General features: G+C 53.9%; 14 protein-coding genes. 2 read left to right on the top strand and 12 right to left on the bottom strand.

Going from position 1 to position 14,864, the window contains the following annotated elements; all coding sequences use genetic code 11:
* Positions 1–62: 62 nt before the first annotated feature.
* Complete coding sequence (locus tag ACQK2Q_RS16790) at positions 63–2,138, top strand: prolyl oligopeptidase family serine peptidase (protein WP_425411185.1); 2,076 nt, start codon at positions 63–65, stop codon at positions 2,136–2,138.
* Positions 2,139–2,150: 12 nt separating this feature from the next.
* Here ACQK2Q_RS16790 and ACQK2Q_RS16785 read toward each other — a convergent pair whose 3' ends face one another.
* The 11 genes from ACQK2Q_RS16785 to ACQK2Q_RS16735 all read right to left on the bottom strand — a co-directional run bounded on the left by ACQK2Q_RS16785 (position 2,151) and on the right by ACQK2Q_RS16735 (position 12,997).
* Positions 2,151–2,864, bottom strand: a complete 714-nt coding sequence (locus ACQK2Q_RS16785; protein WP_425410896.1) for a ZIP family metal transporter — start codon at positions 2,862–2,864, stop codon at positions 2,151–2,153.
* Between the two features lie 73 nt (positions 2,865–2,937).
* Positions 2,938–3,912 (bottom strand): type II secretion system F family protein, encoded by a 975-nt coding sequence (locus ACQK2Q_RS16780; protein ID WP_425410895.1) that lies wholly within the window; start codon positions 3,910–3,912, stop codon positions 2,938–2,940.
* A 10-nt stretch (positions 3,913–3,922) separates the two neighbouring features.
* Entirely contained in the window at positions 3,923–4,909 is a 987-nt protein-coding gene (locus ACQK2Q_RS16775; protein ID WP_425410894.1) for a type II secretion system F family protein, read from the bottom strand.
* Between the two features lie 6 nt (positions 4,910–4,915).
* The gene (locus tag ACQK2Q_RS16770) at positions 4,916–6,403 is read right to left on the bottom strand and encodes a CpaF family protein (RefSeq protein ID WP_425410893.1); all 1,488 of its coding nucleotides are present in this window, start codon (positions 6,401–6,403) and stop codon (positions 4,916–4,918) included.
* A gap of 8 nt (positions 6,404–6,411) precedes the next feature.
* Positions 6,412–8,247: an AAA family ATPase gene (locus tag ACQK2Q_RS16765; protein WP_425410892.1), complete on the bottom strand. Its 1,836-nt coding sequence runs from the start codon at positions 8,245–8,247 to the stop codon at positions 6,412–6,414.
* A 40-nt stretch (positions 8,248–8,287) separates the two neighbouring features.
* Positions 8,288–8,968 carry a CpaD family pilus assembly protein gene (locus ACQK2Q_RS16760; RefSeq protein ID WP_425410891.1) on the bottom strand — a complete coding sequence of 227 codons (681 nt, stop codon included), beginning with the start codon at positions 8,966–8,968 and terminating at the stop codon, positions 8,288–8,290.
* Between the two features lie 13 nt (positions 8,969–8,981).
* Positions 8,982–10,442: a type II and III secretion system protein family protein gene (locus ACQK2Q_RS16755; protein ID WP_425410890.1), complete on the bottom strand. Its 1,461-nt coding sequence runs from the start codon at positions 10,440–10,442 to the stop codon at positions 8,982–8,984.
* Between the two features lie 25 nt (positions 10,443–10,467).
* A complete protein-coding gene (cpaB, locus tag ACQK2Q_RS16750) occupies positions 10,468–11,223 on the bottom strand; it encodes a Flp pilus assembly protein CpaB (protein WP_425410889.1) in 756 nt (251 codons plus the stop codon).
* A gap of 90 nt (positions 11,224–11,313) precedes the next feature.
* Positions 11,314–11,820 carry an A24 family peptidase gene (locus ACQK2Q_RS16745; RefSeq protein WP_425410888.1) on the bottom strand — a complete coding sequence of 169 codons (507 nt, stop codon included), beginning with the start codon at positions 11,818–11,820 and terminating at the stop codon, positions 11,314–11,316.
* Between the two features lie 139 nt (positions 11,821–11,959).
* Positions 11,960–12,127 (bottom strand): Flp family type IVb pilin, encoded by a 168-nt coding sequence (locus ACQK2Q_RS16740; RefSeq protein ID WP_425410887.1) that lies wholly within the window; start codon positions 12,125–12,127, stop codon positions 11,960–11,962.
* A gap of 147 nt (positions 12,128–12,274) precedes the next feature.
* Positions 12,275–12,997, bottom strand: coding sequence for a Crp/Fnr family transcriptional regulator (locus tag ACQK2Q_RS16735; protein WP_425410886.1), 723 nt, complete (start codon positions 12,995–12,997; stop codon positions 12,275–12,277).
* Positions 12,998–13,163: 166 nt separating this feature from the next.
* Between ACQK2Q_RS16735 and ACQK2Q_RS16730 the strand changes: the two genes are divergently transcribed.
* Entirely contained in the window at positions 13,164–13,619 is a 456-nt protein-coding gene (locus ACQK2Q_RS16730) for a pilus assembly protein N-terminal domain-containing protein (RefSeq protein WP_425410885.1), read from the top strand.
* Here the strand turns inward: ACQK2Q_RS16730 and ACQK2Q_RS16725 are convergent.
* Positions 13,616–14,794 carry a hypothetical protein gene (locus tag ACQK2Q_RS16725; protein WP_425410884.1) on the bottom strand — a complete coding sequence of 393 codons (1,179 nt, stop codon included), beginning with the start codon at positions 14,792–14,794 and terminating at the stop codon, positions 13,616–13,618. The genes ACQK2Q_RS16730 and ACQK2Q_RS16725 overlap by 4 nt on opposite strands.
* Positions 14,795–14,864: the final 70 nt, after the last annotated feature.

Genomic DNA, 14,864 nt, shown 5'->3' with positions numbered 1-14,864 from the left:
ATCCAGTTTTCACATAATATCGTGTGAATAAATGCGCATGATAATGGAGCGGGATTATGGGGATGCGGCTGTCAGGGCTTTTCTGTTGTTCGACACTTTTGCTGAGCCTTTCGGCTCATGCGCAAGTCCAGCCTGCGGATGACGCGCAGCTAGGTAATCGTTTTTTGCAGCCTGCTGACGTTTTCAATATAGAGTACGCCAGCGACGTGCAGATCTCCCCCGACGGCGACACTGTCGCTTATGCACGCCGATCAAACGACATTATGACCGACAAAACGCGGTCCAACATCTGGCTCGTGGATGCCGATGGCGACGATCATCGCCCGCTTCTGTCCGGTCGCGCCGATTATACGCTCCCCCGATGGTCGCCAGACGGCGAGCGCATTGCATATATTTCATCAGTAGAGGGATCACCGCAACTTTACGTGAAATGGATGTCATCGGGTGATTCCGCGCTCATCACCAACCTTACCGAAGCGCCGAGCGATTTGGCGTGGTCGCCGGATGGGCGCCTGATCGCGTTTGTCATGAACGACAAAAAAGACAAAAAACCCTTTGCGAAGATTCCTAAAAAGCCCGAAGGCGCTGATTGGGCGGAACCGTTCAACTATATCGAGGAGATGCGATACAGGTTTGACGGCGAAGGATATCTGGACCCGGCATATGCGCATATTTTTGTTGTTCCCGCCGACGGCGGCTCAGCAAAACGATTGACGAATGGCGATTTCAACCATCAAGGCCCGCTTTCCTGGACGCCGGATTCAAAGTCCATCGTGTTCTCTGCAAATCGCAATCCGGAATGGGAGCTGCAGACGGTTGAAGCCGATATTTACAGCGTCTCTCTTGAAGGTGCGCTGAACCGGATAACCTCCAAACCCGGCGCCGAGAGCGAGCCGGCGGTTTCTCCGTCCGGGAATCAGATCGCTTATGTCGGCGCGGACAATAATGGCCTCGCATTTCGCACGGCCAGGCTGTTTGTAATGGATAGCGATGGCGGCGAGGTGCGATCGCTTACGCCCAATCTCGACAGATCTGTTGAAAGCCCTGTCTGGGACGCCGCGGGACGCGGCGTATATTATCTGTATGATGATCGCGGCGAGCGCAAGGTCGGATACGCCAGACTGAACGGCCAAAACCAGACAGTTGCTGAAAATCTTGGCGGCGCAACGCTTGGCCGGCCTTATGTCAGCGGCGACTTTTCCGTTTCCGGCAATGGCGTCATCGCTTATACGAAAGGCGCGCCTGACAGGCCGGCGGACGTTGCCTTAAAAGCGCGCGGAAACGTGCGGCAATTGACTACACTCAATGAGGATGCGCTTGGCGACACGGATCTCGGCGCGGTTCACGAGATCATTTATGAATCCTCACTGGACGGCGTCGAAATCCAAGGCTGGTACGTAACGCCGCCGGACTTCGATCCCGCGAAAAAATATCCGCTCATCCTCGAAATTCACGGCGGCCCGCATGCTGCATATGGGCCAAACTTCTCTCTCGAAGTGCAGCGCTACGCCGCCGAGGGTTATGTTGTTTTTTACGATAACCATCGCGGCAGTTCTTCTTATGGTGAAGAATTCGGTCTACTCCTGCAGCACAAATATCCTAGCCGGGACGATTTCGCCGATCATATGTCCGGCGTCGACGCCATGATCGCCAAAGGCTTCATCGCCGAAAACGAACTTTATGTAACGGGCGGCTCCGCCGGCGGCGTATCAACCGCATATCTCGTGGGACTGACGGACCGGTTTCGGGCCGCCGTCGCGGCAAAACCGATCATCAACTGGACCAGCAAGGTGCTCACGGGCGATATTTATGTCTATCAGATTACGCATCAATTTCCTGGCGCGCCGTGGGAGGAATTTGAACATTATTGGGAACGCTCGCCGCTTTCGCTTGTGGGAAACGTTTCAACGCCGACAATGTTGCTGACCGGCGAAGAGGATTACCGCACGCCGATTTCTGAATCCGAGCAGTTTTACCAAGCCTTGAAGCTGCGCGGCGTTGATACGGCGCTCGTTCGTGTTCCCGGCTCAAGCCATGGCATCGCCGGACGCCCATCACGGCTTATTGGGAAGGTCGAACATATTCTCGGCTGGTTTGAGCGTTATTCACCCCAAAACGCGAGTTCGGCTGAAGAATAAACCAGCCCCTGATTATCCAACGACCGCATGGCCGGCCATACCCACCATGAACCCCGCCACAGCGCCTAAAGACGGATACCAGTGGCGCTCAAGCGTCGCCTGCGGCGCCACATCGCGAAAAATCAGATAGACTATGCCGCCTGCGCAAAACGTCATCAGCGTTCCCAATGACGCACTGTCCGCTTCGAAAGCGAAAAGCCCGAACAATCCCCAGCCAACGCCTGATAGCGCGGCAATGGTTATGACCAGCAAGCCATGCTTACGCATGAAGCCGCCTTTTCCAGCGTGAGTAATTTCACGATAAGCGTTAAACGCTTCGGGAAAATTCTGGGCGGCGATAACGACTGTAAGGAATACCGCTTCGGAATAATTGCTCGTGATTACCGCACCGACAACAATCGCCTCGGGCACAAAATCCAGCAGCATGGCGAGCAATTGAGAGAGCGGCGTTCCCTTGTTCGTGAAATATCGGTCGCAACTCATGAAAACGATTGCGCCAAGAGCAAAACTTAGCAGCGCCGTCCAGGACGGCTGCTGCGCCATGCCCTTTGGCACCAAGACGAGCGCGACGGCGGAGAACAGAGCACCGCCGCCAAAGGCTATAATGGCGTGCCGGAGTTCGGTTTGCATCCACTGCGGATGCACACGCTCCAGCGCGCCAAGTCCGCCGCCTAATATTGCGGCGGCAGCGGCCGCAAGCAGCAAAATCAGCAACTCGATCATCATCGATCGCCACTAGACAAAAAACGGCGCTGAATGACAACGCCGCTTTGTACTCGCTCAAATGAATTTAATAGCTTTATTCCATACCCATAACGCTCATGATCGCTGGGCCGAGAATTACCGCGAACAGCACCGGCAGGAAAAAGCCGATCATGGGCACGGTGAGCTTCGGGGGCAACGCCGCAGCCTTTTTCTCGGCTTCCTGCATGCGCATGTCACGACTTTCTTTCGCCATAACGCGCAAGGACTGCCCGAGAGGTGTTCCGTATTTTTCTGATTGGACAAGCGCCGTTACAACGCCCTTGACTGAGTCTAACCCCGTACGTGTGGCGAGATTGACATAGGCCTGTTTTCTTTCTTGAAGATACGAAAGCTCAGCGGTTGTCAGCCCCAGTTCTTCAGCCAGCTCAGGGCAGTTTGGGCCGACTTCGTCTCCAACCTTCTGAAACGCGGCTTCAATAGACATTCCTGATTCAACGCAGATCAGCAGAAGGTCAAGCGCGTCCGGCCAGGCTTCCTGTATTTTCTGCTGGCGCTTGGAAACCGCGTTTGAAATGTAGATATTGGGCACATAGAATCCGCCAAAAAATCCGCCCATGGTCGCCAGAAGTCGGCCGAAACTGTCCAACTCGAAACCGTCAAGCAGATAGACATAGACACCGACCAGGATCGCCATCACGAAAGGAAGGCCCAGTCGCGCCGCCATGAACGTAAAAACCGGCCCCTGACCGCGATACCCAGCCATCATCAATTTTTTGCGCGCTGAATCTGCATCGAAAATTTCAAGAAGTTTAAGGCTTTCAACCAGCTCTTTTAACGCGCCCTGGGGAGAGGTTGTTCTAAGGCTAACACTTTTCTTCTTAGCCAGCGCGTCCCGCTGTTGCTTACGCAAATTGTCACGATAATTCCCGACGGACTTCATCCGTTCCGTGAGCTTATCCTTGACCAGAAGCGGCTCAAGCACGGTATACAGGGTCGCAATCGATGCGAGTGACACAAGCAGCGCAATTTGAAAATTGCGGTCCGTTACGGCGTTTACAATAGCGTCCATCGTTTGCGCTCTACACTTTGATCTTCGTCATTTTTTTCATGACGAGTATGCCGGTCAACATCCATATGCCGGCGCCAATCAGGATAAAATTACCCATGCGGGTTGAAAACAACGGGTCCAGATAATCAGGCGATGACAGCTGAACCGAGCCCATGACCAGAAATGGCAAAGACCCGATAATATAGGCCGACGCTTTCGCTTCCGCAGATAGCGCCTTAATCTTGCCTTCCATCAACTTTCGCGACCGCAAAACTGTTGAAAGGTTGCCAAGCGCTTCAGCGAGGTTACCGCCGGTTTTTTGCTGGATCATCAGCACAATGCCGAAGAAATTAACTTCCTGCAGCGGCATGCGCTCATACATCCGCTCCAGCGCCTGCTCCATGGACAAGCCGACGCGAATACCTTCGGTGAGCATATGGAATTCGTCGCACACCGGCCGCGGCGCTTCGCGAGCAATAATTTTCAAACATTCATTGACAGGCAAACCGGATTTTACACCGCGCACAATAACGTCAATCGCATTTGAGAATTCATGTACGAACTTCTTTTGCCGGCGCGTTCGCATGAAGTTGATCACCCAGCGCGGGAAACCAAGCCCTCCAATGAGGAACAAAAGGCCGGTAATCCAGAGCTTTTGACCGGAAATAAGTCCAATAAAACCAAAGAACAATGCAGCGATGACCGAGGCCATGTAATAGTGTTTCGGTTTAATCGGCAGGCCGGCCTGATCAAGCGTTTGCTCCATCGTCAGGCGGCGTTTCTTTTTTAGATTTTTAGTTTTATCGTCGAGCGCGGCAAGCGATTCCGCCAGCTTCTTGCGCCGTTCCTTGCTCTGCGCTTCGGTGTTCCCGCCGCCGCGCTTTACAGCCTTCGCCGTATTCAAAGATGAAACGCGCTTGTTGGCTTTATCCTTTTCGGTCGGCTGCAAAAACACAAACGCCAGCGCGCCAAATGCAACCAGTCCCAAAACGCTAACAATGAGGATCTGCTGATCCATGACCGTTTACTCCGAGGCCGCGTCTAGAGCGCCCGCCAGTTCTGCTTCTTTTCCGTAATATCGGGCGCGATCCCAAAAGGCGGGACGCGCGATTCCCGTTGATTTGTGTTTGCCGACGATATTGCCATCGACATCTTCACCTTCCATGTCGTAGATGAAAAGATCTTGTGTGATGATCGTGTCGCCTTCAGTGCCAAGAACTTCTGTTACGTGCGTGATACGGCGTGAGCCGTCGCGCAGACGCGCCGCTTGAACAATAACGTCGATAGATCCGACAATCATTTCCTTGATCGTTTTAGAAGGCAGATTATAGCCGCCCATCGTGATCATGGATTCAATACGCTGCAAAGCCTCGCGCGGACTGTTCGCGTGAAGCGTTCCCATGGATCCGTCATGACCAGTGTTCATGGCCTGAAGCAAATCGAACGCTTCCGGGCCGCGAACCTCGCCGACGATAATCCGTTCCGGACGCATACGAAGACAGTTCTTGACGAGGTCGCGCATCGTTACTTCACCCTGCCCTTCAAGATTGGGCGGACGCGTTTCAAGGCGAACGACGTGCGGCTGCTGTAGTTGTAGCTCGGCCGCATCCTCGCAAGTGATGACGCGCTCATCATGCTCAATGAACCCGGTCAGACAGTTCAACAAGGTTGTTTTACCAGAACCTGTACCGCCCGAAATCAAGGTGTTAATTCGGCAATGACCGATGATTTCCAGAACCTTGGCGCCTTCGGGTGAAATCGAGCCGAAGTTGACAAGGTCCTGAATGCGCAGCTTGTCTTTTTTAAATTTACGGATGGTGAGCGCGGCGCCGTCAATGGACAGAGGCGGCGCGATCACGTTGACACGCGAACCATCGGGCAAACGCGCGTCGCAAATCGGGCTGGCTTCATCAACACGGCGGCCGACCTGACTTACGATACGCTGGCAGATATTCATCAACTGCGCATTGTCGCGAAACCGCACATTAGTGAGCTGAATCTTACCACCGACTTCGATAAAGACCCGCGATGCGCCGTTGACCATGATGTCGGCGATATCGTCGCGCGCCAGCAACGGCTCCAGAGGCCCATACCCCAGAACGTCATTACAAATGTCCTGCAAAAGCGCTTCCTGCTCCGCAATGGACATCTGTACATTCTTGATAGAGATAATTTCGTTGACAATGTCGCGAATTTCTTCCGCCGCGGCTTCAGTATCGAGCTGCGCAAGCTGCGACAGATCGATCGTGTCGATCAGCGCGTTGAATATCGTCGTCTTGGTCTGGAAATATTCATCGGAGCGTCCGCCGATTTCCACCTTATCGGGCGCTTTGGCAGACGGCGTTGCAACCCGCGGCGGGGCCGGCGGCGGGCTGGACGCTTTGGATTCCGGTTTGCTTGGCTTCGGCGCTGGTTTGGGCGCAGGCTTACTAGCCGCTGGCGCCGGTTTTTTGGCGACTGCTGCAGATTTAGCCGCCGGCGCTTCAAGTGGAGCCGTTCTGCGTCCGAACATTAATCACCTTACCGTTTCTTTTTAAACATACCAGCCAGGCTAAACTTGGGCCGGGCAATATTGGGCTCCGCGCGGCCAAGCAGTTGACTGGAAAGTTCGCGCAACGCTTGTGCTGTTTTTGTTTTGCCGCCGACTTCTAAGATCGGTGAAGCATTTGTCGCCGCCGTGCCAAAGAGCTGCGGGTCCCATTGAAGAACCTGCGAAGGCTTTAGCCCCACATGTTCGGCAAACTGATCCGGCTGGACCGCCGATGTTTTCGCATCGAACTGATTGATAATCAGCGTCGGTGAAGCGTCGTTCGGTCTCGCAGCGCCGAGAATATCGATCAGGTTTTTCGTATTCCGGAATGAGGCAAGATCAGGCGTCGCCGTGATCACGATTTCATCCGCCGTCATCAGGATGCGTTTTGACCACGTCGTCCACATATGCGGCACATCAACGACAATTGTCGGCGCCGCGCCACGCACAACATCCAGCACAGTTTCAAACGCCTGGTCGTCAAGATCGAAGTCACGATCCAGCATTGAGGGCGCTGTAAACAGACTCAAACGGTCGGTGTGCTTTTGTAAAAGACGGTCCAGCAGAACGTCATCCAGCCGCTCCGGAGAGCTAAGCGCTTCAACCAGTCCGGCTGACGCCTCCTGATCGAAATCGAGGCTAGTCGTTCCAAACGGCAGATCAAGGTCGAGAATAACAGTATCGCTTTTAAACTCTTCGGCTGTGCACCAACCCACATTGTGCGCCACGGTTGACGATCCGACGCCTCCGCGTGCGCCGACAAACGCCATGGTTTTACCGATCGGCGGCGCTGACGGGTCTACATACAGATCCGCAACAGTCTTTATAATCTGTAACGGCGAATTCGGCCGAACGATGTATTCGCTGACACCCTGCTTGATCAACTCCCGGTAAAGAATAATATCATTGACCTTGCCGATGATCACAACTTTTGTTGAAGGGTCGCAAACCTCCGCCAACTCGCCGAGCTTGGCGAAAATTTCGGCTCCGCCGGCAAGCGTTTCCAGAATAATCAGGTTGGGCGTGCCCGCTGTCTGGAAATGATCAATGGCTTTTGCAACGCCGCCCATATGAATGGTCAGGTGGGCCTTTGACAAACGCCGGTCTACGGACGCTTTTTCCAGCAACCCGGTTGTTTCAGGTGTTTCGCAGAAGGCATGGATGGAAATCCGCGGCACCGGACGATGATCGATGTCTTCGTCTCTTATGTCTGAAACTGCGCCGCCATAATCATGTTCTTCAAGCGCGCCCGCCCCGCTGGAAGCCGCAGCGACTAATGCGCCCTGGGAAAGAGCTTCCGCGTGTTCGCCAGCGTTGTCTGCTGCGCCACCTGCGACGCCTTCTACTGCAGGCCCGCTCGCTTCCGGAGCCTTGTCATTTTCCAGCGCGGCGTCATCAAATGCTTCTGCTACGCCAAGTTCATCATCGGCGCTAACCGAGCTTGCGCCCGTTTCGTTGAACGCCGCTTCGATCTCTTCAAGATCAGCCGCAGAAAATTCAGACGCGTCAAATCCTTCATCGTCCGACGCAGCCTCATCTAACGATTCACTCTCTTCCAAGCCTGTAGCCTCGTCAGCGAAAGCTTCGTCGTCAAAAAATTCATCGCCGAAATCCTCTTCCCCGAGAGCGGCTAATTCTTCGTCCGAAAGCTCTTCGTTCAGCCAGGCTTCGTCTTCTTCCGAGAATGCCTCATCGCCAAAATCGTCAGTGGCCGGTTTTTGCACATTTGCAACCGGACCTCCATCAGCGCCGAGACTGGCGGCGCCGTCAGCGACGCCTTCTTCATCTTCGGCCGGCTGATAAGTCGTTTCAGCAGCGTTTTTCATCTTCTTCTCCCTCGAGCCTCCCGCAGGAAAGCACGCCAAATTATTGACTAGACGCTTCCGCGTTGATGTTTCCGTCAATCTCAGAGGCTGTAATCTGACCTTCACGATAGAGTGTGATCCCACGAACCGCCATCTCTGCGTCACGCGGATCACTATCCGCCGGCGCAATCAGATCATGCGGATCGGCGATCATAGCCGCGTAGTTATTCATCGTCGCACACCCCATATTTGGTGTACGGACGTTTCTGTATTGGCTTTCGCGAACACCCTTCCAGATACCGCAAGGACTCGCCGTTGCAACATAGCGCGTAAACGACAAAATTATTTCATTAGCCGCATCGCCTGTCCGGTATGTAGCGCCGTGTATGGCCGACCATGGAACACCGGAATCATTGAGCGCCTGACGAATATCCGCCGACGCCTCATGACCGTCACTGTCGTTTCCTGCGCCCGATGGGCCCGTCACGGTAAGCGGGCCATGACCGTTATTCAGGTATGAATCCGCAAACGCCCGCAAACGCGCCCGGTCTACATTCGATAAATCGCTTGTCGTTGCGTCAGTGGCGATTGTCAGCGTCACTACCTGGTTATCAACCGAAATAGGATGCTGTTCGCCGACCGAAAGCGCTTGCTCTGGACCATTGAACAAGCCGCCGGAGCAGGCCGACGCCGCTAAAGATACAGCGGAAAGAAGCGCAGCCTTGTAAAAATTAACAGTCATAACGTCTTTCCTATCAATCTAGAATGAAACCCATTGGGCCCTGTAGCGACGATTCTTTCACGCCGGCGCCCGCAAGGCCGTAAGTCGAAACGATTTTGCCGAATAAGATGGTTTGCGCGTCACTCGCCGCGACAAATCCTTCAGATGGATCAAGCAAGTTCGATTCATGTGTAGGCGTCACGAGATACGGCGTTACGATAATCACAAGTTCAGTCTCGTTATTCGTATAATTCCGACTACGGAAGAGCTGACCGAGAACGGGCACATCTTTCACACCCGGGACGCCTTCTACAGTGGAGCGCATGTCTTCCTGTAACATACCGGCCATGACGAGGCTGCCGCCAGATGGAAGCTCTACAACCGTATTTGCACGGCGCACAGAAAGGCCCGGAATAGATAGGCCGGCTGTCGTTATAAGATTGCCGCTGTCGTCGACCGTAGTAACGCCAGGCACGAAGAAAGCATTCTCCGTCGTGATTTCACTGACTTCGGTGGACACTTTGAGATTAATCCGGCCTTTACTCAGCACCAGCGGCGTAAACCCTAAGCCGACGCCGAACTCTTTAAACTCGATAGAAATAACGCCGTCATCCTGACCAACGGGAACCGGAAACTCGCCGCCCGCCAGAAACCGCGCAGACTCGCCAGAGATCGCTGTCAGGTTTGGCTCAGCCAAGACTCTCACAAGACCGTTAGACTCAAACGCCTGAAATGACGCCTGAAGATCCTGCAGCGTACCGCCTGGATTAGGACGCGAGCCGCCAAGGCCAATACCGCCGTTGGTCGCAACGCTATTTGCAGCAGCGAACGTGAACGCGGAATTTGAAATCGGCACCGAACCGCTGACAGAAACGCCAAGCTGCTTCAGCAATTGCCGTTGCATTTCCACGACACGCACTTTCAGCATAACCTGATCAGGGTCGCGGATGGAAATCAGATTGATAACTTGCTCAGGATTTCCTACAAAACGCCCGGCAAGATCCGAAGCGTTCGCCGCCTCGCTCGCAGATTGTGCAAGGCCGCGCAATACGACATTGTCGTTGACCGATTCAACTTCAATGCGCGCATCAGGCATGATGCGTTCAAAAAGTTCACTCAGCGCATCCATATCTCGCTCAACCTGAATTTCGAGGTTGAGGATTTGACGGCCGCGCCCATCAAAGAAATAGGCGTTGGTGTGTCCGGTCGTAAGGCCAAGCAAATAGACCCGACGCGGCGAACGCACGACCGCATCGACAACAGTCGGCTGTGAGACAAGCACATCGGCAGCGTCTCTCGGTAGTTCAACGATCGCCGCCTTGTTTAAAGGAAGAATGATGCTTCTTGAAACTTCGCTTTCGCCGCCGACATCGATTTTAACAGGATACGCGCCTGTCTGCGCCATGGAAGGCGTACTCAACGAAACCGCAGAAACACCCGCAACGGCGACCACAATCGGCCGGATGGATTTTTTCACTATATCGAGGAATGACATGACAAGCCCCTGCCCAATCTTGTTTCTACGAACGTCCATATCTGATCACACTTACATTTGATGAACGCCGCTCACTCGCCTGCAATTCATTCTCTGGTTTGAAAATGCTGCGCAGAACCAAACTCAACGTTCCGCCGTCACGCGCTGTAACAAATGCTTCCGCATCAAGCGGCGACAATTCGAGCGTGACGTTGGCGCCGTCGATATGCGCTGTCTCTGTGTTTTCGGAGTAAATTGTATTCACCGCGAGAACGCGAACATTTTCAAAAATCGTCCGCGCGCCGTTTCCGCCGCCTCTGTTTCCGCGTCCGCCAGCAGCAAATAATATATCAACCTGGTCACCAGGTAATATAAATCCGCCTGAGGATGTTTCGGGCGATACGCGCAGCGTAACCGCCCGCATTCCAGGCGCCAATATCGCCGCCATCAACCCGGAAGACCCCGCCCGCACGACTTTTGCATTGACGATTGGTTCGCCAGTAACAATCAGCGAACGCGCAACGGCGCTTTCCAATTCTTCACGCGCGCCAGAGTTCTCATCCGTAATAAATGTCGGCTGCACAGCTTTTTTGGGCCATGCAACCCAATTAGTGTCTTCCAGCGTCAATCGCTGGCCGCGCTGAATATCTTTCGTTGAAATAAGTACGCGAACAGTTTCCTCGCGCACAGGCTCAACGATCTGAACAGGCGATATCTCAGGCTTGTTGCCCAGCATCAGGAAAAACGCCGCAGCGCCGGCGACGAGCGCAACACCGAGAATTGCAATTCGACTTACGTTCATGATCATCCTGCCTGTCTATTACGCTTTCACTCAGCACATTGTGGTTCTTATGGTGAGCGAAACTCCTCAAAACTGTGTTAACCGCCTTTGTTAACCGCCAATGACCAATTGGAAGTAAGGCGTTTGCGAAAAACTAATGAGTCCGCCGGCTGCAATAGCGACTGCGTAAGGCAGGTCTTTTTTCCGCTCATGCAGGCGAATTAACCACGGCGCATGCGCATAAACCGGCAAAATGGGAAGCTTTCGAAACATCCGCATGGCGAGCGCCAGCACCAAACCCGCGAGGGCGGTATTGAACAAAAAGACGCCCAGACTTCCGAGGCCAAGCCACGGGGTTGTGGCGGCCAGCAGTTTCGCATCCCCGCCGCCAATAATTTTCGCAGCAAACAGTCCAAATCCGATTGCTAGGGCGGCGGCGCCGATCAAAGCCCCTTCCATGAGGATGTCAGCGCCAGCGCCGACAGCGAGGCCGGCCGCCGGATAGACGCCCACCAACACCAGCGAAATCCAGTTAGGAATCTTGAATTCGTAAATGTCGTTCGCCGCCGCTATCAAAAGGGCGGCTGGGAATACAGACAACAATAAATATGCAATCACGCCGTGATCTCCGGGAAACACGGGATGAACTTAAGGCTTACGGTCTTAATGTTTCGTTAGACATAAACAAAAAAGGAGACCGAAAGGCCTCCTTTTCCGTAGCATATAGCTTCAGCGGCGCAGTTACGCCGTGAGGCGATTAGCTGTTCAACTCGTCGTCGATTTCCGTGAACGTATCGTTCAAGGTGCCGCCGAGAGTTTTCACGGCAGCGATAATCGCAACCGCGATAAGAGCGGCGATCAGGCCATATTCAATAGCCGTTGCACCGCTTTCATCGTCTTTAAAACGCTTGATAAGAGTTTTCATTTGTCGACTCCTGCTTACTCTTCACTTGCACCGCCGAAGAATAGTAAATTCTTCAGACTGGGGGCATCATCGCCTTGATATGTAAAAAAAGCTTGAACGAAGTATATTTTTTATCTGTATACGTATTATGGTTAACAGCGGTTAACTCTAGCTCGCCAGACGGTTTAGCTGCCCCATATCATTGATGATGAGACCGGGGTATTCGCGTTGCGCAACGCCGTCCTGTATAAGCGAGGCGACCGCGCCGGCGGCTATTGATTCGTCGACGCCGGCCTGGTCGGCAAGCTCCCGATGCTTGGGCATACGGTTAATTTTCCACTGCCCTGTTAGCGCATCCCGCTCAATACTTTTCAGAAGAGCGACGTAAACTCGCTGCATCGGTGCGGCTTGCGCAGCGTCCGTGCGCATCTTGCTCTCGGAAAGTTGCCCTGCGAGATAAATGGCGATATTGCGCATTAATGACGGACGCCCGCCAGCCAGAGATTTGAATTCCGCCGCATCTATGAAAATCAGATCGCAATCCACCGCCGCCGTGGCCCCCAATTGCTGAAATCCGGCAGGATCAGGTTCAGCCATTGCAAATTCCAGCCCGAATGCCTGACCGGCGTTGACGTCATCAATCGTCATGGCGCCGGAGCCGCCGTCAGCAATGGAAATGCGCAGCGCCCCATCCAGCACAACGACAAATTCTGCGCCATCATATTGACCTAGCGAAAAGACCGTTTGGCCTGCGCTATAGGCGCGCCGCTCGCTATGCTCGTAGAGCAGCGACAGAACTGCGTCAGGCAAGCCCCTAAACGGCGCTATAGACCCGAGTAGCTGCAATTCGTTTATTTCTGTAGATTCAGTTTCGACAGGGACAGCAGACATTGCGCACTCCACCAGTAACAGCCTTAGTAACAGCGTGGATTTAAGGCACGGTAAAATTTCACGGCACAAATAATAATGTTAGCGGAAATACGCTGCGTTCCCTTAAGCTTTCTTTGACACCTGCCGCATAAGGTAAAGAAAATTCGAACTCAGCAAGGATGCCCCCATGCGCAGGATTTTTCTAACCGCTGCTCTCTTTATCGGGACGACGCAAGTCGCCGCCGCCGAACAGATCTGGCTGACAATGGATCAAGTTCGCCCATATAAGCTTGAGAATCCAGCGCAAAGCATTGTTGTCGGCAACCCGGCCATTGCCGATGTGACTGTTCAGGACAATTCAAATGTCTTGTTATTTGGTAAAGCGCCCGGGCTTACCAACATTTTCGTCTTTAATGAGGCGGGCGAAGCCGTAAAAAACCTGACGATCCGCGTTCGCACGCCTAGCGCCGACATGCTGACCGTGCATCGCGGCTCAGCCCGTACGACGTATAATTGCACTACGAATTGTGAAGCCACGGTAACGGTAGGCGACGACGATACTTCATTCAGCAGCGTTGCAGCGCAAGTCCAGAACAAATTCAGTCAGGCTTCAAGCCTCGCACAGAGCGACGGCGAAAATTAATCAGAGGCGGCGCTGCGCGCCGCCCTTTTAATTTCAAAATTATAAATATGCGGACGTTCCTGCTGCCGAAGGTTTGCACGGCACCAGCCGTCTATTGCGCGCGCCGTTTTCTCATTTGGCAACGTGCTGTTCTTCAACACAATGTGCGCCACAAGCCGGCTGGCGCCGTCGCTCCGGCGACCGACAACAATTTCACAACTATCTATATGTTCATGGCCCTGCATCGCCTCGGCTATCGCATCAGGAAATACGTTGACGGCGCCGATCTGGATGGCGCCGTCTTTTCGTCCTGACAGCATAAAACTGCGGTCGTTTTTCCAATCCAGACCATCCATCGGTTCGACATTCAGCGTTGAGCTGTCCGGCCGAATACGCATCAGATTATCACCCTCCCGCCTCCAGTGATCGAACAGCGCAAAAGGCTCGCCGGGTGAATCCCGCCAAGCGATCAAGCCGGTTTCAGTCGAACCGTAAAACTCTCTCAATACGCCAAATCCGCTGTTGCGCATTTCCGCCGCCAATTCCCGCGACATCGGCTCTCCAAACGTGACCGCCATTGTATTGTCAGGCGCGGTCAGTTTTTCCTGCATCATATACCGCCACAAGGTGGGCGTCGCGATCAGGACATCGCCAAACAGGAGGTTTTTGGACAGCGCATCCGGGGTCATGCCGCGCGCATCCACCGCATCGAGCGATAAAAGATTGGGGGCCAGCACCGACAGCTCCAATCCAAGCAAGCTATGCGGGGCGACAAAAGAAAGGAGACGGCGGCGCCCGTAAAGGATATTAGCCGCTGCCGCCGCATCCTGAAAAATCAAATCCGCATTGTGAGAAAGCGCGTCGTCTTTTTTACGCGTGGCGGGTTTGAAAGAAAGATGTGTCAGTTTTTCCGAAATTCCGCTCTCAATCGCTCGCGCCCAGTCATCGAGCCCTCCTGCAGGCGCGTTATTCAGAAAATCATCAGGCAACCCGAAAAGTGATGCGGCGCGACGAGCGCAGGCCCGCCTTTCCTCCTCATTCAACGCCATGCCGTCCCGGCCCAACGGCTTGCCCCACACCCAGCTGGCGGCCGTCAGGAAATCAATATGCCGATTAAATCGAACAGAAAGCTCATCCGCCGCCGCAGCGCCGATGATGCGCGCAATTTGCTCTCCGGTGAACGAAAAGGATTTCACTACCTGACCCGCTTATCCACTCATGCGAAAGATACACATATAGAGCGATTGCATGGCGAAAGCAGTACGC

Origin of the sequence: Hyphococcus sp. (assembly GCF_965228385.1) — a bacterium.
In the GTDB taxonomy this organism is placed as follows: domain Bacteria; phylum Pseudomonadota; class Alphaproteobacteria; order Caulobacterales; family Parvularculaceae; genus Hyphococcus.
This window is presented reverse-complemented; position numbering and strand designations above follow the sequence as displayed.

What these genes read in the sequence shown, in the direction of transcription:
- ACQK2Q_RS16765 (WP_425410892.1), bottom strand. Translation starts at nt 8,247, where the DNA reads ATGAAAAACGCTGCTGAAACGACTTATCAGCCGGCCGAAGATGAAGAA.
- ACQK2Q_RS16755 (WP_425410890.1), bottom strand. Translation starts at nt 10,442, where the DNA reads ATGTCATTCCTCGATATAGTGAAAAAATCCATCCGGCCGATTGTGGTC.
- ACQK2Q_RS16785 (WP_425410896.1), bottom strand. Translation starts at nt 2,864, where the DNA reads ATGATGATCGAGTTGCTGATTTTGCTGCTTGCGGCCGCTGCCGCCGCA.
- ACQK2Q_RS16780 (WP_425410895.1), bottom strand. Translation starts at nt 3,912, where the DNA reads ATGGACGCTATTGTAAACGCCGTAACGGACCGCAATTTTCAAATTGCG.
- cpaB (WP_425410889.1), bottom strand. Translation starts at nt 11,223, where the DNA reads ATGAACGTAAGTCGAATTGCAATTCTCGGTGTTGCGCTCGTCGCCGGC.
- ACQK2Q_RS16735 (WP_425410886.1), bottom strand. Translation starts at nt 12,997, where the DNA reads ATGTCTGCTGTCCCTGTCGAAACTGAATCTACAGAAATAAACGAATTG.
- ACQK2Q_RS16790 (WP_425411185.1), top strand. Translation starts at nt 63, where the DNA reads ATGCGGCTGTCAGGGCTTTTCTGTTGTTCGACACTTTTGCTGAGCCTT.
- ACQK2Q_RS16730 (WP_425410885.1), top strand. Translation starts at nt 13,164, where the DNA reads ATGCGCAGGATTTTTCTAACCGCTGCTCTCTTTATCGGGACGACGCAA.
- ACQK2Q_RS16740 (WP_425410887.1), bottom strand. Translation starts at nt 12,127, where the DNA reads ATGAAAACTCTTATCAAGCGTTTTAAAGACGATGAAAGCGGTGCAACG.
- ACQK2Q_RS16760 (WP_425410891.1), bottom strand. Translation starts at nt 8,968, where the DNA reads ATGACTGTTAATTTTTACAAGGCTGCGCTTCTTTCCGCTGTATCTTTA.
- ACQK2Q_RS16775 (WP_425410894.1), bottom strand. Translation starts at nt 4,909, where the DNA reads ATGGATCAGCAGATCCTCATTGTTAGCGTTTTGGGACTGGTTGCATTT.
- ACQK2Q_RS16770 (WP_425410893.1), bottom strand. Translation starts at nt 6,403, where the DNA reads ATGTTCGGACGCAGAACGGCTCCACTTGAAGCGCCGGCGGCTAAATCT.